16 protein-coding genes and 1 pseudogene are annotated in these 17,952 nt (G+C 74.8%); 11 read left to right on the forward strand and 6 right to left on the reverse strand.

What is annotated here, in order from left to right; genetic code table 11:
- Window positions 1-189: transposase (locus AB0F18_RS16040; RefSeq protein WP_362060253.1), on the reverse strand; the 189-nt coding region annotated here is incomplete at its 3' end.
- Between the two features lie 99 nt (window positions 190-288).
- On the opposite strand from AB0F18_RS16040, the pseudogene AB0F18_RS16045 reads away from it, so the two are divergent.
- Window positions 289-429: pseudogene (locus tag AB0F18_RS16045) on the forward strand (O-acetyl-ADP-ribose deacetylase); the annotation flags it as partial.
- A 4-nt stretch (window positions 430-433) separates the two neighbouring features.
- Here the strand turns inward: AB0F18_RS16045 and AB0F18_RS16050 are convergent.
- Window positions 434-1,195 carry a GNAT family N-acetyltransferase gene (locus AB0F18_RS16050; RefSeq protein ID WP_362060255.1) on the reverse strand — a complete coding sequence of 254 codons (762 nt, stop codon included), beginning with the start codon at window positions 1,193-1,195 and terminating at the stop codon, window positions 434-436.
- A 78-nt stretch (window positions 1,196-1,273) separates the two neighbouring features.
- On the opposite strand from AB0F18_RS16050, the gene AB0F18_RS16055 reads away from it, so the two are divergent.
- Window positions 1,274-2,239: an aminoglycoside phosphotransferase family protein gene (locus AB0F18_RS16055; protein WP_362060258.1), complete on the forward strand. Its 966-nt coding sequence runs from the start codon at window positions 1,274-1,276 to the stop codon at window positions 2,237-2,239.
- On the opposite strand, the gene AB0F18_RS16060 is transcribed toward AB0F18_RS16055, so the two are convergent.
- A complete protein-coding gene (locus tag AB0F18_RS16060) occupies window positions 2,230-3,852 on the reverse strand; it encodes an AMP-binding protein (protein WP_362060261.1) in 1,623 nt (540 codons plus the stop codon). The genes AB0F18_RS16055 and AB0F18_RS16060 overlap by 10 nt on opposite strands.
- Before the next feature lie 89 nt (window positions 3,853-3,941).
- Here AB0F18_RS16060 and AB0F18_RS16065 point away from each other — a divergent pair, with 89 nt between their 5' ends.
- The gene (locus AB0F18_RS16065) at window positions 3,942-4,826 is read left to right on the forward strand and encodes a LysR substrate-binding domain-containing protein (RefSeq protein ID WP_362060264.1); all 885 of its coding nucleotides are present in this window, start codon (window positions 3,942-3,944) and stop codon (window positions 4,824-4,826) included.
- Here AB0F18_RS16065 and AB0F18_RS16070 read toward each other — a convergent pair.
- Window positions 4,823-5,305 (reverse strand): Lrp/AsnC family transcriptional regulator, encoded by a 483-nt coding sequence (locus tag AB0F18_RS16070; RefSeq protein WP_362060267.1) that lies wholly within the window; start codon window positions 5,303-5,305, stop codon window positions 4,823-4,825. The two genes, AB0F18_RS16065 and AB0F18_RS16070, sit on opposite strands and share 4 nt — an antisense overlap.
- Window positions 5,306-5,470: 165 nt before the next feature.
- Here AB0F18_RS16070 and AB0F18_RS16075 point away from each other — a divergent pair, with 165 nt between their 5' ends.
- The 7 genes from AB0F18_RS16075 (at window position 5,471) to AB0F18_RS16105 (ending at window position 13,381) form a co-directional block, all read left to right on the forward strand.
- Window positions 5,471-6,478 carry a DMT family transporter gene (locus AB0F18_RS16075; RefSeq protein WP_362060270.1) on the forward strand — a complete coding sequence of 336 codons (1,008 nt, stop codon included), beginning with the start codon at window positions 5,471-5,473 and terminating at the stop codon, window positions 6,476-6,478.
- The gene (locus AB0F18_RS16080; protein ID WP_362060273.1) at window positions 6,471-7,667 is read left to right on the forward strand and encodes an aromatic amino acid transaminase; all 1,197 of its coding nucleotides are present in this window, start codon (window positions 6,471-6,473) and stop codon (window positions 7,665-7,667) included. Before AB0F18_RS16075 ends, AB0F18_RS16080 begins: the two co-directional genes overlap by 8 nt.
- A 205-nt stretch (window positions 7,668-7,872) precedes the next feature.
- Entirely contained in the window at window positions 7,873-8,505 is a 633-nt protein-coding gene (locus tag AB0F18_RS16085; protein ID WP_362060276.1) for a hypothetical protein, read from the forward strand.
- Complete coding sequence (locus AB0F18_RS16090; protein ID WP_362060279.1) at window positions 8,502-9,710, forward strand: MAB_1171c family putative transporter; 1,209 nt, start codon at window positions 8,502-8,504, stop codon at window positions 9,708-9,710. The genes AB0F18_RS16085 and AB0F18_RS16090 overlap by 4 nt, the downstream gene beginning before the upstream one ends.
- A complete protein-coding gene (locus AB0F18_RS16095) occupies window positions 9,707-10,621 on the forward strand; it encodes a DNA-binding protein (RefSeq protein WP_362060282.1) in 915 nt (304 codons plus the stop codon). The genes AB0F18_RS16090 and AB0F18_RS16095 overlap by 4 nt, the downstream gene beginning before the upstream one ends.
- A 91-nt stretch (window positions 10,622-10,712) precedes the next feature.
- Window positions 10,713-11,183 (forward strand): DUF3574 domain-containing protein, encoded by a 471-nt coding sequence (locus tag AB0F18_RS16100; protein WP_362060285.1) that lies wholly within the window; start codon window positions 10,713-10,715, stop codon window positions 11,181-11,183.
- Between the two features lie 134 nt (window positions 11,184-11,317).
- Window positions 11,318-13,381, forward strand: a complete 2,064-nt coding sequence (locus AB0F18_RS16105) for a SpoIIE family protein phosphatase (protein WP_362060288.1) — start codon at window positions 11,318-11,320, stop codon at window positions 13,379-13,381.
- An 18-nt stretch (window positions 13,382-13,399) separates the two neighbouring features.
- On the opposite strand, the gene AB0F18_RS16110 is transcribed toward AB0F18_RS16105, so the two are convergent.
- Window positions 13,400-16,213, reverse strand: a complete 2,814-nt coding sequence (locus AB0F18_RS16110; protein WP_362060291.1) for a SpoIIE family protein phosphatase — start codon at window positions 16,211-16,213, stop codon at window positions 13,400-13,402.
- On the reverse strand, window positions 16,210-17,196 hold the full coding sequence (locus tag AB0F18_RS16115) for a helix-turn-helix domain-containing protein (protein ID WP_362060294.1): 987 nt from the start codon (window positions 17,194-17,196) through the stop codon (window positions 16,210-16,212). The genes AB0F18_RS16110 and AB0F18_RS16115 overlap by 4 nt, the downstream gene beginning before the upstream one ends.
- Before the next feature lie 113 nt (window positions 17,197-17,309).
- On the opposite strand from AB0F18_RS16115, the gene AB0F18_RS16120 reads away from it, so the two are divergent.
- Window positions 17,310-17,906 carry a cysteine hydrolase family protein gene (locus AB0F18_RS16120; RefSeq protein ID WP_362060296.1) on the forward strand — a complete coding sequence of 199 codons (597 nt, stop codon included), beginning with the start codon at window positions 17,310-17,312 and terminating at the stop codon, window positions 17,904-17,906.
- The last annotated feature ends 46 nt before the right edge of the window (window positions 17,907-17,952 follow it).

Consider the following 17,952-nt stretch of genomic DNA (forward strand, 5'->3'; position numbering starts at 1 on the left):
GGCCTGCCGGTTCCCGTCCTCCCCAAGCCGGGCGGCCATCGGCTCGACGGACTTGCGTCCGCCGTCCGTCAGCAGCCCGCGCAGGTAGACCGACCCCCACCGACGCTGATCCGCCCGCGCGAACGGCTCGAACACCTCCGCCGCGAAATCCTCCAAATCACAGCGGACCGCAGCCAACTCCTCAGGCATCACACCCGATCAACGGAACAACCGATCATCCGGACACGCCACTCACGACTGAACCTGACCAAGCCCTACTAGCTGCTGCGGCTGTGCCCCTGTCGCGAGGGGATCTACGGCTGGCCGATGGACGACGGCGCCCGCATCGCGGTCGAAACGGTCCGCACCACCCCCACCGCGGTGGAGAAGGTCCGCTTCGTCCTCTTCGACGCGACCGCCTACGCGGCCTTCGAAACCGCCCTCGGCTAGGCACTCACGTGCGCTCGAAACCGTGGTGGCGGCCGATGACCGAGAAGCCCCGGCGCTCGTACCAGTGGCGCGGCCAGTCCGCCGCGTCGGCGGTCAGGAAGCGCGTACCGCAGCCCGCGTCGGCGGCCCGGCGCAGGCCGGCGGCCAGGACCGCGTCGCCGTAGCCGCGCCCGAGGTGGAGCTCGGAGGTGATCAGGTCCTCGATCTGGGCGATGCCGGAGGCCGGGTCCAGGTAGAGGTCGGCCCACGAGGCGACCTCGCCCTCCGCCGTGCGCGCACCGAGCAGGTGCACGGAGTCCGCCCCGCGCCGGCGCCTCGCGCGACGGTCCACGAGCTGGCGGATGACCTCCTCGTCGGCGTCGGGCAGATAGCCGCGCCAGCGCCGGGCGAGCGGGACGCGGATCGCCTCCAGGTCCACCTCCTCCGCCCCTCCGGCCTCCGGCACCGGGCCCCCGTGCAGCATGACGAGGTAGGTGGAGTGCGTGTAGCCGGCCCGCAGCAGCGGCTCGGCGCAGGCCTTCCCGGTCTCGTCGTCGAGGACCGTGATCAGCCGGTACGGCAGGTGCCCCAGCGCCTCGTCCGCCAGGGCGGGCAGGGCCTCGGGCTCGGCCGCCCCGTCGACAACGAGGTGGTTGTTCGCGTAGGAGAGCGCGAACTCGTCGTCGAGAGCGGCGAATCCGCAGGGAAGGTCGACGGTGCGCGCGGCCTGACGGCGCGCGAAGGCCGTGAGGAAGGCCGTGATCTGGTGCAGCTCTGAGCCGGGCATGGGGCGAGCCTAGGCGGCCGGGCACCGTGATCGCTTCGAATTCCCCCGGCCCGTGCCCCCTGCAACTAGGCTGCGGCCATGGTGGATACGGGGACGGGCACGGAGCAGGAGTGGGCCGCGACGCGCGCCTGGGTGGAGCGGGCGCTGCCCGACGGGGAGCGCATCGAGGGCGCCGCACCGCTGCGCGGCGGCTGGACCTCGCAGATGCGCCGTCTGGAGCTGGACGGCGGCGCGGCGGGCCCCCGGTCGCTGGTGCTGCGGTCCTTCGTCCGGCCCTTCTACCTACGGCACGCGGAAGGCCTGCTGACGCGGGAGGCGGACGTGCTGCGCCTGCTCGACGGCACGGACGTGCCCGCGGCCTCCCTGGTGGCCGTGGACCCGACGGCTCGGCACTGCGACCACCCCTCCCTGCTGATGTCCCTGCTGCCCGGGACGGTGCGCCTCGACGACGAGGAGGCCGGGCGGCGTGCCGGGCTGCTGGCCCGCCGGCTGCTGGACATCCACCGGCTGCCGGTCAGCGGACGGGACCGGCCCCGCGCCTACCAGGCGTGGACCTCCGCCGACCGGGTCACCCCGCCGGCGCACACCGGCCGGCCGCAGCTGTGGCGGCGGGCCGTGGACGTCATCCGCCGCGAACCCCCGGAGTACCGGGCCTGCTTCCTGCACCGGGACTTCCACCCCGGCAACGTCCTGTTCGAGGGCGCCGGCGAGGAGCTGCGGATCAGCGGTGTCGTCGACTGGGTGGAGACCTCCTGGGGACCGGCCGACCTGGACGTGGCCCACTGCTCGACCGCCCTGGCCCTGCTGCACGGGGTCGCGGCGGGCACGGCCTTCGCCGACCGCTACGCGGAGGAGGGCGGAACCCTGGCCGAGGACCCCGCCGACCACCTCTACTGGCGCCTGCTGGACGCCCTGGCCTTCGCACCGGACGCCGAGAAGGTCGCCGTCCCCTGGCGTGCGCTGGGCCGGACCGACCTCACCACGGAGCTGCTGACGGACCGGCTGGAGCGGTACCTCGAAGCCCTCTTCGAGCGCTACGCCTGAACGGCGGGCCGGCCGTCCGCCGCGCCCAGCGTCGCGGCCAGCAGCTTCTTGTCGGGCTTGCCGACCTCGGTGAGCGGGATGCGGTCCACGGTGTGCACGGCGCGGGGCGCGTACATCGCACCCTTGTGCTCCGTGACGTACGCCCGGATCGCCCCGGCCCCGGGGTCCTGCCCCGGTGCGGGGACGACCGCGGCGTGGACCTCCTCGGTCCCGTCCGCCCGGCGCACCCCGAACACCGCGCAGCGGGCGACGGCCGGGTGGGCGAGGAGCAGTTCCTCCAGTTCCGCCGGGTGGACGTGCCCGCCGACGACGATGACCTCGTCCCCGAGCCGGTCCAGGACGTAGAGGTACCCGCGGGCGTCGAGGCAGCCGACGTCCCCGGTGCGGACCCAGCCGTCGCGCAGCACCTCGGCGGTCGGCCCGGGCTGCCTCCAGTACCCGGTCATCGTCATCGGCGTACGGACGGTGATCTCGCCGCTCTCCCCGGGGGCCAGGGGCCTGCCGTCGGCGTCGCGGATCTCGATGTCGACCCCGGGCGCCGCCCGCCCCGCCGTGGGCCGGCCGCCGGGGCCCGTCACCCCGTGCTCGTGCGGCATCACCTCGGCGATGTTGCCCGCCTCCGTCTGCCCGTACCAGCCGTGCAGCACCGGCCCGAGCGCCCGGGCCGCCTCCCGCAGCCGGCCCGCCGACGCGGGGGTCCCGCCGTAGAACACGCGGCGCAGGGCGGACAGGTCGGCCGCCGGCAGGTCCGGGTGGTCCAGCAGTTCGTACAGCAGGGGCGGCAGCAGCCAGACGTCGGTGATGCGCTCGCGGGCGAGGGCGGCGAGGACGGCGCCCGCCTCGAACGCCGGCCGGAGCACGACGGTGCCCCCGGCGAGGAGGGTGATGTCCGCGAGGATGCCCGCCATGTGCGCGAGCGGGGTGCAGGCGAGCGTGCGGGGCGGGCTCCCGGCCGGGATCCGGCCCGCGTAGAGGGCCAGCGTCCGGGCGTACGGGCCGTGCGCCATCCGGACGCCCTTGGGGGTCCCGGTGGTGCCGCCGGTGAAGCGCACGCACCAGTCGTCCCCGGGGCGGACCGCGCCCGACGGCGGGTGCGGGGCCCGGAGCGCGGCGGCCGCGAGCAGGTCCTCGGGCCGGCCGCCCGGCAGGTCCTCCGCCGGATCCCCGCCGGCCGGGGACGGCCCCAGGGACAGTACGGCGGGCACCCGCACCCGGGCGAGCAGCGCGGCGGCGGCCGCGTGCGCGTCGGGGTCCACGAGCAGCATCGCCGTATCGAGGCCCTCCATGATCCGGGCCTGGGCCCGCGGGGCCGTGCCCCCGCTCAGGAACACCACGCGGGCGCCCAGCAGGTTCACCGCGTACCGGGCGAGGAGCGCCTCGGGCCGGTTGCCCGTCAGGAACGTGACGGTGGAGCCCCGGCCGATGCCCCGGGCCGCCAGCTCCGCCGCCGTCCGCAGGACCCCGTCCCGCAGCTCCCCGGCCAGGACCGTACGGCCCTGCGCCGGGACCAGGGCCGGGCGGCCGGGGGAGCGCGCGAGCACCTCCAGGACGCAGTCCACGTAACTCCGGTACGGCATGGGCGGGTTGCCGGTGGTCTCACTGTTCTCGGTCATGTTCCGCAGGCTAGGGGCGGGCCGCTCATGCGGTCCAAGACCGGTTCGGCCATGAAAAGATGCCCGTACGGTTATGAGGGGGGACGGGCATGGATCTGCTCGCGCTGCGCTGCTTCCAGGTCGTCGCCCGGCACGAGCACATCAGCCGGGCGGCCGCCGAACTGCGCGTGGCCCAGCCCTCGGTGAGCCGCACCATCGCCCGCCTGGAGGCGGAGCTCGGGGTGGAGCTCTTCGAGCGCCGGGGCCGCCGCATCCGCCTGGGCCGGCACGGGGCCGCGTTCCTGCGCCGCGTCGACCGGGCGCTGGGCGAACTGGAGGACGGCCGCCGCGAACTGGCCGAGGCCGCCCGGACCGGGAGCGGCGCCGTGACGGTCGCCGCCGAGACCCTGATGACCGTGACGGGCCTGCTCCCGGGCTACCGCGGCGCCCACCCCGGCGTGGACGTCCGGTTGCGCCAGTGCCCCGCCGACGCGATGGCGCACCTGCTGCGCACCCGCGAGGTGGACCTCTGCCTCGCCTCCGCACCGCTCGCCGGGCCCGGACTGGAGCCGGTGGAGCTGCTCCGGGAGGAGGTGCTGCTCGCCGTGCCCGCCGGACATCCGCTGGCCGGGCGGGAGGGCGTCGCCGTGCCCGAGCTGGAGGGGGAGCCGTTCATCACCCCCGGCCCGGGGCACTGGCAGCGTGACCTCGCCGACCGGCTGTTCGCCCGGGCCGGGCTGCGGCCCGCCGTGGTCTGCGAGGGGAACGAGCCCGGCGCCCTGCTGGACATGGTCGGCGCGGGCCTCGGGGTCGCACTGCTCCCGGCGATGGCGCGCGACGCCGGCCTGCGCGAGACGGTCTCCTGGGCGCGGCTGGAGACCCCCGACAGCCACCGGGTGCTGTGGCTCGTACGGGACCGGGACGCCTACGCCCCCGCCGCCGTCCGGGACTTCGCCGACTTCGCCCTGGCGCACTTCCGCCCGACGACCTCCTAGAGGCTCCGCGCGGCGGTCCCCGGGGTGGGCCTCGGGTAGGTGCGGGACTGTTTGACGCTGCCGAACGCGAAGCTCGACTCGATCGAGGCGATGCCGGGGATGGCGTGGATCCGGTGGCGGACCAGGGCCTCGTACGCCTCCAGGTCCTCGATGACCACGCGCAGCAGGTAGTCGCTGCTGCCCGCCATCAGGTAGCAGTCCTGGATGTGCTCGATCACCGCTACGTGCTGCTCGAACAGGGCCACCGCCTCCTTCGTGTGCCGCTCCAGGCGGATGCGGACGAAGACGGTGATCGGCAGTCCGAAGGCGACCTGGTCCACCACCGCCGTGTAGCCGCGGATCAGGCCCGCCTCCTCCAGCCGGCGGACCCGGCGCAGGCAGGGCGAGGGGGACAGCCGGACGCGGTCGGCGAGGTCCTGGTTGGAGAGCCGCCCGTCGGCCTGCAGCTCCCGGATGATCTGGAGGTCGACGGCGTCCATGGCCACTCCCGGGGTTCCTCGGTGCTTTCTCGGCGTTTCTTGGCAGATCCTGCCCCAAACGTATGTCCGAGCGGCAGAACTGGCAATCGGCTGCCCCGGCCCAAGGCCTAACGTTGCCGGTGAACGGACCGGACCGGTCCGCTCTCACAGGCTGGAGTGCATCCCTTGGTCGCGACCCACACCACCGGCGCGTCCGCGCCTGTCGACACGGCGGGCCCGCCGGCCGGAAACACCGGCCGGTTCGGGCTCTCCCCCCACGCCGAGGGCATGGCGGCCCTCGGCGTGACCGTGGCGATCTGGGCCGCGTTCGCCCTCAGCGCCCGCGGGCTCAGCGCCTCCACCCTGCTGCCCGCGGACGCCGCCCTGCTGCGCTTCGGCATACCGGTGCTGGTCCTGGCCCCCGCCCTGTGGCGGCGCAGGCGCCGGATCGCCGCGGTCCGCCCCGGCGCCGCCCTCAAGATCGTCTGCGGGGCCGGGGTGCCCTTCTTCCTCGCGGCGATGCACGGCGGATCCCTGACCTCGGCGGCCTTCGTCGGCTCGATCGTCCCCGGCATGGTCCCCCTCTTCGTCGCCGCCCTGATGGCGGCCCGCGGCCGCGGGCTCCCCCGGGGCGCCCAGGTGGCCGGGCTCGCGCTGATCGCGACCGGGGTGGCCGCCCTGGTGTGGCGCTACGTCGTCCCAGTCGACGCCGACGTGCTGGAGGGGGCCGGCACCCTGCTCGTGGCCAGCGGCCTGTGGGCCCTGTACACGGTGGGGCTGCGCGACGTGGACCTCGACCCCGTCGGATCGATCGGGCTGCTGTGCCTGCCCTCCTTCGCCGTGATCGGGCTGCTGGTCCTCACCGGGGTCCTCCCGACGGGCCTCGCGCACGCGGCCGGCGGCGACATCGCCCTGTTCCTCGTGGTGCAGGGGCTCGGTGTCGGACTGTGCGCCGGCCTGCTGTACGCCTTCGCCATCCGCCGCCTGGGCGCCGAGCGCAGCTCCGTCGTCGGCAGCCTCAGCCCCGTCGCCGTGGTCCTGCTGGCCATCCCCGTCCTCGGCGAGTCCCCGACGGCCGCCGTGCTCGTCGGCGTGCCCCTGATCACCGCCGGCGTGGTCCTCGCCAACCGCCGCCCCGGCACCCGTACCCGCCCGTCCGTCCACCCCCGCCCCGAGGTCCCCGCAGATGCTTGAGCTCCTCCCCCCGCCGCCCACCGACCCGCTGTGGGACCTGACGTACGAGTTCGGCTCCGACGAGCGGGCCGAGCGGCTGAACCTGGTGCTCGGCGTCTACCGCGACCACACCGGCCGCACCCCCGTCATGGCCGCCGTCCGCGAGGCCGAGATCCGGCTGGCCGAGCGCTCCGAGTCCAAGGAGTACCGCGGGCTCTCCGGCAACACCGACTTCAACCGCGCCCTGCTCACCCTGGTCCTGGGGGACGCGGGCCCGCACGGCCCGGCCCGCCGGGCCGCGGCCGTCCAGACCGTCGCGGGCTCCGGCGCGCTGCGGCTGCTGGCCGACCTCATCTGCCGCACCCGCCCCGGCGCCACGGTGTGGATCAGCGACCCGGCGTACGTCAACCACCGCCCCATCCTGGAGGCCGCCGGGCTGAAGGTCCGCACCTACGGCTGGCGCGACGCCGAGGGCGGCTTCGACTCCGCGGGCGTGCTCCGCGACCTCGGGCAGGCCGACCGCGACGACGTCGTGCTGCTCCAGGGCTGCTGCCACAACCCCACCGGCGTCGACCCCGAGCCCGAGGACTGGGAGGCGCTGGCCGGCCTCGCCGCCCGGGACGGCTGGGTGCCGTTCGTCGACCTCGCCTACCACGGGCTCGGCGACGGCCTGGAGGCCGACCTGCGGGCCACCCGCCTGCTCGCGGAGCGGGTTCCCGAGATGCTGATCGCCGTCAGCTGCTCGAAGAATTTCGGCCTCTACAGCGACCGCACCGGCTGCGCCATCGTCCTGGGCGCCTCGGAGCGGGCCGTGCGGCACGCCGAGACGGCCCTGCAGAACGCCGCCCGGACGCTGTACTCGATGCCGCCCGAGCACGGCGCCGCCGTCGTGACGGCGATCCTGGAGGACGAGGGCCTGCGCACCGCCTGGCGCGCCGAGCTGGAGCTGATGCGCGGCCGCATCGAGGCCAACCGCACGAGCCTCGCCGCACACCTGGCCGAGCTCGGCTGGGGCGGACAGGCGGCTTCGCTCGCGCGGCAGCGCGGGATGTTCTCCATGCTGCCGCTCACCCCGGAGGAGATGCTCAGGCTGCGCCGCCAGTACGCGATATACGGGACCACCGCCGGGCGGATCAACATCGCGGGCATCGAGGCCGAACGGATCCCCTGCCTCGCGCGCGGAGTGGCGGGCGTGCTCGCCGGACGCTGAACCGGTTATCCGGGAGGATCCATTCCGGCACATCCCCGAATTGTCCCGGCCGTTTCCCCGTGTTCAGGGGGGACGGCCGGCGGAGTATCACCGGTCGAAAGTCCCTGGAGAATGGCCGGATAGAACTCACCGCAGGCAGCGGGGAGTTGGCCGTATGGCATCATGGCCGCGTTGTCGACCGCTGGGTTCGCCGGAGGACTGAGGGATGAAGTTACCTGGCTCCGCGTTACCGGCGTCGGAGGACCGCAGGCTCAGGCGCCGGCTGAAGAAGGTGCGCCGGACCTGCGAGGGGCTGCTCGCGGAATGGGGCATGGAGCACGGCTGCGGCATCGACGAACTCCACGCATATCTCAGCGAACAGCGCGGGCGTCCCATCCATTTGATTCCGACGGCCTTCCCCGAACGCCATCTGTTCGGGATATGGCTGAAAACGGATGACTTCGACATCATCGCCTTCGAGAAGGCGGCTTCGGCGTCCCACAAGGAACACATCATCGCCCACGAACTCGCCCACATCGCCTTCGACCACAACGGTTCCCTGCAACTGGACCAGATCGATCCGGGCACCGAGGAGCCGGCCGGGACGGGTGGGACGGGTGGGGCGGGTGAGGCGGGGAGCCTGTTCTCCGACGTCGACCCCGACGCCGTCCGCAGCGTCCTGATGCGCTCCCGCTACAGCGACGACGAGGAACAGGAAGCCGAGACCATGGCCTCCCTGATCCTGGCCCGGGCCACCAAACGGTGGACCGAACCGGCCTGGGGCGTGCCCGACGCGGCCGCCGAGATCGTGGCCCGCATCGAGAGCGGCCTGGGCAGGCCCGAGCAGGGGCCCGCGTGATCTACGCGATCCTCGCGTGGGTCAGTGCCCTCGTCGGGCTCGCGGCCTTCGCCTACCGGCTCCCGGACCTGCTGCGCAGACGGCACGACGTCGCCCTGTGGGCGCTGTGCACCTACTTCCTCTGCTCGGGGATCAGCTTCCTGGTCGACCTGGACCTGTTACGGCTGCACATCTCGGCCTTCTTCGGCCTGCCGAACATCACCTCGCTGATCACCCAGTCCGCGGTCGTGGTGCTCACCGCCGCCCAGCAGGTCGTCCTCGTCTACTGGTCCTCCCCGCCCGCCGAGGCCCGGCGCATGGCACGCAACCGCGTCCTGGTCTTCGGCGGTGCGCTCGCCGTCCTGGTCGTCTCCTCCTTCTACGTCGGCCCGGTGGCGCACTCCGAGACGGCCACCTCCACGATCCTGCTCAGCATCCAGCACGGCGGATACGCCCTGTACATGTCCTTCTACCTGCTGGTCTGCGCCGTAGGGCAGTTCGAGACCGTACGGCTGTCGCTGCGCTTCACGACCATGGCCAACCGGCAGTGGCTCAAGGTCGGCATGCGCACCGTCACCGTCGGCGCCAGCCTGATCCTGGTCTACTGCGTCACCCGCGGCATCCAGATCGCCGGAACCCGCCTCGACTTCGACGGCAGCGCCCTCGACCCCATCCAGTGGACGGCCGGCTGCGTCGGCGCCCTCCTGCAGATCGCCGGCTGGACCATCCCGTCCTGGGGCATCCACATCACCCGCGCCCGCGGCTGGATCCGCAGCTACCGCTCCTACCAGCGGCTGCGCCCCCTGTGGTGGGCGCTCTGCCAGGCCTCGCCCGACATCGCCCTGGACCCGCCGCGCTCCTGGCTGCGCGACCTGGTCCCGCCCCGCGACCCGCACTACCGCCTCTACCGCCGCGTCATCGAGATCCGCGACGGACAGCTCCTGCTGCGCACCTCGCTCTCCCTGGAGGACTTCTCGCGCGTGGCCCGTTCCCTGGACCTCCCGGAGGACCCCACCTCGCCCCTGGGCGAGGCCCTCCAGGTGCGCGCGGTGCTCAGCCGGCCGGCCGAGGAGCGCGCCGAGCGCGCCGACGCCTCCGAGATCCCGGCCCGGCCCCCGTACGAGGACTTCCGCGACGAGGTGGAGTGGCTGAGCCAGGTGGCCTCGTCGTTCAACCGGCTCGGCCAGGGCCGCACCGGCGCGGTCGGTGCCGGTCTCCTGTCATGACGGCACCGGACCGGGGGCCCGGCCGCCCCGACGGCCTGGTCCCCCTGGCCGTACGCACCGTCGAAGCCCTCGTGGCCCTGGACGCCGGGCGGGGCGCGACCGCCGCCGTCCCCGCCGTACGCGAGGCCCTGCGCGGGTTCCCGCAGCTGTCGGCCCACCCCCGCAGCCTGCGCGGCCTCGGCCCCGACGGGCTCGCCGCCCTCGCCGAGCTGGCCGAGGTCATCGGCTGGATCCTCTTCGACGCGGGCCACTACCGCCGTGCCCACCGGATGAACACCCGCTCGCTCGCCCTGGCCGGACTGTGCGGGGACCGCTGGACCGCCCGGCTGACCCTGCTCAACCACAGCATGCTCACCACCCACGCCGGCCGGCCGCGCGCCGCCCTCGACGCCGCCGCCCGGGTGGCCGGGCCGCGCCCGCTGCCCGCCCGGGTCGCCAGCCTCGTCCTGATCCGCCGGGCCCACGCGATCGCCGTGCTCGGCGGCGGCCGCGAGCCCCTGGAGCTGATCGGCCGCGCCCAGAGCCGGTTCCTCGACGGGATCTCGGACCGGGACCCGCACTGGGCCTGGTGGATCGACGAGACCGAGCTCCTCGGCCACCGGGGCTGGGTCCAGGCCCGGCTGCGCCGCTGGGACCGGGCCATCCCCCTGCTGTACGAGGCCGCCACCGCACCCGGGCCCTCCTACCGGCACCTGTTCACCGCGGAGCTCCTCGCCGCCCTCGCCGCGGCGGGGGCCTGGCGGGAGGCGGAGGAGCTCATCGGGCGGGTCGCCCCCCGCGCCGCCGGCATCGGATCGGTCCGCACGACCGAGACCCTCGCCCAGGCCGCGGCCGGGCTGCGCCGCCGCTCCGGCGCCCCGGCCTCCCTGCGGGACGCCGCCGCCTTCCTGCAGGAATCACTGCCGGCCTGATCCCCCCCGCCCGCCATGACGGACCGGCCGGGCGGGCCCCATGACGCGCGACACGGACCCCCACACCCACTCCACAGATAGGACGACGACCATGCGCTCCCCGAGAATCTCGACGCCCGCGGCCGGCCTGCTGGCCGCGGCGGCCCTCCTGTTCGCCTTCGGCGGTCCGGTGTCGCAGGCCGCCTTCGGCACGCCCACCGCCTCGGCCGCCCAGCCCGCCGCCGAGCAGGGCACCCCGTACATCTCCACCCACCTCTACTTCGGCACGGGCCGGCACGACGGGAACCCGCCCATCACCGAGGAGGAGTTCAACAGGTTCGTCGCCGAGGTCGTCACCCCCCGGTTCCCGTCCGGGCTGACCCTCCAGGAGGGGCGCGGCCAGTGGCGTGACAAGGAGGGCGACATCAACCGCGAGAAGTCCTACGAGCTCACCGTGATGTACCCGGTGCGCGAGGCCGCCGCCCGCAACCTCGACATCGAGTACATCCGGCGCCTGTACTGCAAGACCTGGGAGCTGGAGTCGGTGGGCCGGGCCGACGTCCGCGCCCAGGTCGACTTCTGAGCGGACGGGGAGGCGGCCGGCGCCGGGGAGTCCCCGGTGCCGCTCCCGCCGTGCCACCGCCACAGCGCCCCGTGCCGAGCCCTCGGATAGGGTGAATCGGTACGAATCGGACCCCCCGGGGTGAGGTCGGTGCATTGGACACGTACCAGTCGGCGAGCAGGGTGCCCGATCCGCCGGAGGCGGCCGTCGGGTACGCGGGCGTCCTGCGCGAGCTGCTGCCGATCGCCCTGTGGCGGGAGGACGCGGACGGGCGCGTCGTGGAATGGTCCCTGGCCGCCCAGGAGCTGCTGGGCCACCGCCCCGAGGACATCCTCGGCCGCCCCGGCACCGCCGTGCTCGTCCCCGAGGCCAACCGCGGGCTCGCCGACGACCTGACCCGCCGCGTCCAGGCCGGCGAGACCGTCGTCGGCACCCTGCCCGTCCGCCACCGCGACGGCCACCAGGTCGCGATGGAGATGTGGATCGTGCCCGCCGCCGACCCGCAGGGCCGCAGGGGCGCCATGCTCATCGCCGTCGAGACCTCCGAGGTCCTGCGGATGCGGGACTCCCTCGCCGCCCTCCAGAGCCTCTTCACCCAGTCCCCGATCGGCCTCGCCACCCTCGGCCCCGACCTGCGCTTCCTGCGCGTCAACGACGCCCTCGCCCGGATGAACGGCGTCCCCGCCGCCGAACACCTGGGCAGACGCCTCACCGAGGTGGTCCCCGGGGTCAACGCCACCGCCCTGGAGGCCACCATGCGCCAGGTGCTGGAGCGGGGCACCGCCGTCCTCGACGTCCGCCGCACCGGCCGCACCCCCGCCGACCCCGGCCACGACCACACCTGGTCCTGCTCCTACGCCCCCCTGCTCGACGGCGCCGGCCGCACCCTCGGCCTGATCGCCTCCCTCATCGACATCACCGAGGGCCAGCGCGCCCAGCTGGAGGCCGAACGGGCCCGCACCCGCTTCGCCCTCCTCGCCGAGGCCGGCACCCGCATCGGCACCACCCTCGACCTGGGCCGGACCGCCCAGGAGATCGTGGACCTGCTGGTGCCGCAGCTCGCGGACTCGGCCGACGTGCAGCTCCTCGAAGCCGTCCTGGACCCCGACGAGACCGCCGCGGCCGCCGCCGCGACCCACGGGGTCATGCGCCGCCTCGCCGCCACCTTCCCCGACCCCACCGCCCCCACCGCCCGGCTGGCCCCCGGCCAGACCCTCCAGATCCCCGCCGGCTCCGTCTACGAACGGGTCATCGCCGAGGGCGTGCCCATGAACCTGTACGCCTCCGACGTCCCCGCACTGATCACGGACCCCCGCGCCGACGCCCTGCGCGCCTACCTCGCCACCCTCGGCTCGGCCCGCATGGTGCCGCTCGTCGCCCGCGGCAAGGTGCTCGGCGCCGTCGCCGTCACCCGGCTGCGCAGCCGCGAGCCCTTCGACGCGCAGGACTGCGTCCTCATCGACGAACTCGTCGCCCGGGCCGCCCTCAACATCGACAACGCCCGGATGTACACCGCCCAGCGCCACGCCGCCCTCACCCTCCAGCGCAGCCTCACCAACAGCGCCCTCCCCGAGGTCCCCGGACTCGAACTCACCGGCCGCTACCTGCCGGCCAGCGACCACGACGTCGGCGGCGACTGGTTCGACGTCATCCAGCTGCCCCGCGGCCGTACCGGCCTGGTCATCGGCGACGTCATGGGCCACGGCATCCACGCCGCCGCCGTCATGGGGCAGCTGCGCACCGCCGTCCGCACCCTCGCCCGGCACGACGTGCCGCCCGCCCGGATGCTCCGCTCGCTGGACGCCGTCGTCGCCGACCTCGGTGAGGACGAGATGGCCACCTGTGTCTACGCCGTCCACGACGCGGCCACCGGCGGCTGCGTCATCGCCCGCGCCGGGCACCCGCCGCCCGCCGTGGTCACCGCCGACGGCACCGTCGGCTTCCTCCAGGGGCCGCCCGGCACCCCGCTCGGCACCGGCGGCCGCGCCTTCCGCACCGAAACCGTCCCGCTGCCCCCCGGCAGCCTCCTCGCCCTCTACACCGACGGGCTGATCGAGGCCCGCGACCGGGACCTCGACGAGGGCATGGAACAGCTCGCAGCGGCCCTGCGCCGGCCCGCCCGGCCGCTGGAGGAGCTGTGCGACGGCATCCTGGCCCGGCTGCTGCCCACCGCCCCGCAGGACGACGTGGCGGTCCTGCTGGCCCGTACCACCGCGTAGCCGGGGGCGGTCCGGGCGTCACCAGGCCAGGTCCTCCAGGGCGTCCAGGTCCAGCTCCGGCGGCAGCGGCGGCTCCCCGCCCGCCGAACGCGACAGCTCCGCCCAGATCACCTTGCCCCGCTGCGTGTAGCGGGTGCCCCAGCGCTCCGCGTACTGCGCGACGAGGAACAGCCCCCGGCCGCCCTCGTCGGTGGTGGCCGCGTACCGCAGGTGCGGGGAGGTGCTGCTGGCGTCGGAGACCTCGCAGATCAGGTTCCTGTCGTGCAGCAGACGGACCCGGATCGGCTCGTTCCCGTACCGGATGGCGTTGGTGATCAGCTCGCTGAGGATCAGCTCGGCGGTGAACGAGAGCTCCTCCAGCCCCCACGCCTCCAGCTGCCCGGCCGCGGCGCGCCGCACCCGGGAAACGGCCGACGGGTCGTCCGGCACCTCCCACTCCGCCACCCGGTGCGGGTCGAGCCGCCGGGCCTCGGCGATCAGCAGGGCGATGTCGTCGCTCGGCGCCGGGAACAGCATCGCCGCGAGGACGTCCGCGCAGGCCTGTTCGGGGCTGCGGCCCGGCCGGGCCAGGGTCCGGCTCAGCAGGGCCAGCCCGGCGTCGAAGTCCCGGTCACGGTCCTCCAGCAGCCCGTCCGTGAACAGCACGAGCCGGCTGCCCTCCGGCAGCGCCAGCCCCGCCGCCTCGAAGGGCATCCCGCCCACCCCGAGCGGCAGCCCGGTCGGCAGTTCGGGGAACTCCACCCGCCCGTCGGGGTGCACCAGGGCGGGACCGGGGTGGCCGGCGCTGGCGATCACGCAGTGCCCCGACGCCGGGTCGTAGACGGCGTACAGGCAGGTGGCGCCGGTGAGCCCGGTGGGCTCCTCGGCCGCCTCACCGCTCCCGTCGCCGCTCCCCGCGCCGGGGACCGCGCGCCCGTCCGGCTCGCCGCTCTCCAGCTGGTCGATCCGGTCGATCAGCTCGTCCAGGTGCCCCAGCAGCTCGTCCGGCGGGATGTCCAGCGTCGAGAAGTTGTGCACCGCCGTGCGCAGCCGGCCCATGGTCGCCGCGGCGTGCACCCCGTGCCCGACCACGTCGCCCACCACCAGCGCCACCCGGGCCCCCGGCAGCGGGATCACGTCGAACCAGTCCCCGCCGACCCCGGCCTTCGCCGGCAGGTACCGGAAGGCGACCTCCACCGCGCTCAGGTCGGGCAGCACCCGGGGCAGCAGGCTGCGCTGGAGGGCCACGGCGGTGGCGTGCTCGCGGGTGAAACGCCGGGCGTTGTCGATGGAGACGGCCGCGCGCGCCCCCAGCTCCTCCGCGAAGGACAGGTCCTCCTCGTCGAAGGCCTCCGGGGTGTCGGCCGCCCGCCAGAAGTTGGCCATGCCCAGCACCACGCCCCGCGCCTGCAGCGGTACGGAGATCAGCGAGTGGAACCCGTACCCCAGGGCCTCCCGGGTCCCGGCGGGGTCGGCCGCCCGCCAGCCCATCGCGGCGTGCAGGTCGGCGGCCAGCACCGCCTGCCCGGCGTCCAGGGCCTCCGCCATCGGAGCGTCCGGCACGGCGAAGAAGATGGTGTCCCCGACCGGCTGGAGCGGCTGGTCGGCGCGCACCCCGGTCATCGCCGCCCGGCGCATCCGCGCGTGCATCCCCGCCACGGTCGGGGGCTCGTCCCCGCGCAGCACCGGCTCCAGCAGCTCGACGGTGACGAAGTCCGCGAAGCGCGGCACGGCCACCTCCGAGAGCTCCTCCGCCGTGCGCACCACGTCCAGGGTGGTCCCGATCCGCACCCCCGCGTCGTACAGCAGCTGGAGCCGTTCCCGGGCCACCTCGGCCCGGCCGGACAGCGCGGCGAGCTCGGTGGTGTCGCGCAGGGTCATCACGCTGCCCGAGGGCCGCCCGGCGAAGGGCGCGGTGGGGCGTGCGTTGACGGCCAGGAGCCGGTCGCCGGCCAGGTGGACCTCGTCCGTCGCCACCCGTCCGGACAGCAGCAGTTCCACGGTGCGCGGGTCGAGGCCGAGCTCGCCGACGTGCCGCTGTTCGGCGTCGGCCGGCAGGTCCAGCAGCCGCCGGGCCTCGTCGTTAGCGAGCAGCAGCCGGTGGTCCGCGCCGACGATGAGCACGCCCTCGCGGACGGCGTGCAGCACCGCCTCGTGGTGCTCGTTCATCCGGGCGAGCTCGGCGGCGCCCAGGCCCCGGGTCTGACGCCGCAGCCGCCTGCTGACCAGGGCGGCACCGGCGGTGCCCAGCAGCAGGGCGCCCGCGGCGGCGCCGATCAGCAGCGGGAGCTGTCCCTCGACCACGTTGCCGACGTTCTCGATCTCTATGCCGGTGGCGACGAGCCCGACCACCCTGCCCTGCGCGTCCCGTACGGGGACCACGGCGCGGACCGCGTCACTGGGGGCGCCCCGGAACACCTCCGTGAAGGACCGCCCGGCGACGGCGCGGGCGAGGTCGCCGGTGGCGCGTTTGCCGATCAGGTCGGGGCGGGAGTCGGTGTAGCGGATCCCGTCGGTGGTCATGACGGCGATGAAGTCCAGCCCGGAGGCCTTGCGGGCGGCGTCGGCCAGCGGCTGCAGCTCGGCGGTGGGGTTCGCCGAGCCCAGCGCGGCGGGCAGGCCGGGGGCGTGGGCGAAGGCCTCGGCGGCGGCCAGCGAGCGGTTGCGGGCGTCCTTCTCGCTGTCGTAGCGGGCCTGGAAGACCAGGGCCAGGGCGGCGGCCGTGATCAGCAGCAGCACGATGAGGGCCTGGAGGGAGAACACCTGACCGGCGAGACTGTCCCGGGCCAGGGAGATGCGCGCGAGCAGGCTCGCCGCCCGCGTCTCCCTGTGCCGACCCGAACGTCCGGTCATGAGCCATTTCTAACACTGTCGCCCGTCGGGGGACCGTTGGCCGCCGCCGTGCGGTACGCGCGCGGACCGACTCCGAAGGCCGCCCCGAAGTGCTGGCGGAAGGTGACCTCGCTGGCGAACCCCGCCCGCCGGGCCACTTCGGGCACCGGATGGTCGGTGCGCTCCAGCAGTTTGCGGGCCTCGTCCAGCCGGCGGCTCAGCAGCCACTTGTGGGGCGTGGTGCCGGTGGAGGCCGCGAAGTGCCGGGCGAAGGAGCGCGGGGACATTCCGGCCCAGCGGGCCAGGGTGGGCACGTCCAGCGGCTCGTGCAGCCGGCGCAGGGCCTGCTGCCGTACGGCGGCCAGCGTCTCGGCGGTCCGGTCGGCGGCCGGGGTGGGCCGGTCGAGGTACTGGGCGTGGTCCCCGGTGCGGAAGGGGGCCGTCACCATCGAGCGGGCGATGGCGGCGGCGGCCTCCGCGCCGTGGGCCTCGCGCACCAGGTGCAGGCACAGGTCGATACCGGAGGCGACGCCGGCGGAGGTCCACAGCCCGTCGTCCTCCACGAAGAGCGGGGCCTCCTCCACCAGCACCGCGGGGTGACGGGCGGCCAGCTGAGGGGCCAGCCACCAGTGCGTCACGGCGCGGCGGCCGTCCAGCAGCCCCGCCTCGGCGAGGACGAACGCCCCGGCGCACAGCGCGGCCACCGGCACCCCGCGGGCGTGCGCCCGCCGCAGGGCGGCCAGCACCGGCTCGGGCGTCGGGTCGCAGGGCTCGGCCAGCGCGGGCACGACGACCAGGTCGGCCCGGTCGAGCCAGTCCAGACCCCGGTCGGGGGCGAGGGTGAGCCCGCCGGGCAGGGCGATGGGCCCGGGCTCCAGCGCGCAGCGGCGCAGCTCGAACGGGGGCACCCCGCTGCGGCTGCGGTCGGGCCCCCAGACCTCGGTGATGACGGCGAGGTCGAAGGCGCGGATGCCGGGCTGGACGACGATCGCGACGCGCTGCATGCGGCCACTCTGCCAGAGTCCCCTCCGGGGATCCTGCCAGCCTGGCAGGATCCCATCGTTTCGCGTCCCCGCCGCCCCTGGGGCGCCCGGCCGTCGCCGGACATGATCGTTCCATGACCGAGAACGCGATCGAGATCGCCTCCGACAGTGCCCTGATCGTCATCGACGTGCAGAAGGGCTTCGACGACGCCGCCTTCTGGGGCCCGCGCAACAACCCGGCCGCGGAAGGGAACATCGCGGCCCTGATGGACGCCTGGCAGGAGTCCGGCCGCCCGGTGGTGCTGGTCCAGCACGCCTCGCCGCGGCCGGGGTCCGTCCTCGCCCCGGACCAGCCCGGCTACGCCTTCAAGGACGTCGTCGCCGACCGGCTCGGGCAGGAGTCCCTCCTGATCACCAAGACCGTCAACTCCTCCTTCTACGGCACCCCGGACCTCGGGGAGTGGCTCACCGCGCGGGGGATCCGCCAGCTGGTGGTCATCGGCATCCAGACCAACATGTGCGTCGAGACCACGGCCCGGATGGGCGGGAACCTCGGCTACGAGGTCATCGTCCCGCTGGACGCCACCCACACCTTCGACCTCACGGGCCCGGCGGGCCTGAGCCTCACCGCCGACCAGTTGGCGACGGCCACCGCCGTCAGCCTCCACGGCGGCCGCTTCGCCCGCGTGGTCACGACGGCGGAGGTCCTGACGGCGGCCAAGGCGGCGTAGCGGCACAGCCCCGTAACGCCGAGGCCCGGCACCCCTGGGCAGGGGT

Source organism: Streptomyces sp. NPDC029216, assembly GCF_040648015.1.
Lineage (GTDB): Bacteria > Actinomycetota > Actinomycetes > Streptomycetales > Streptomycetaceae > Streptomyces.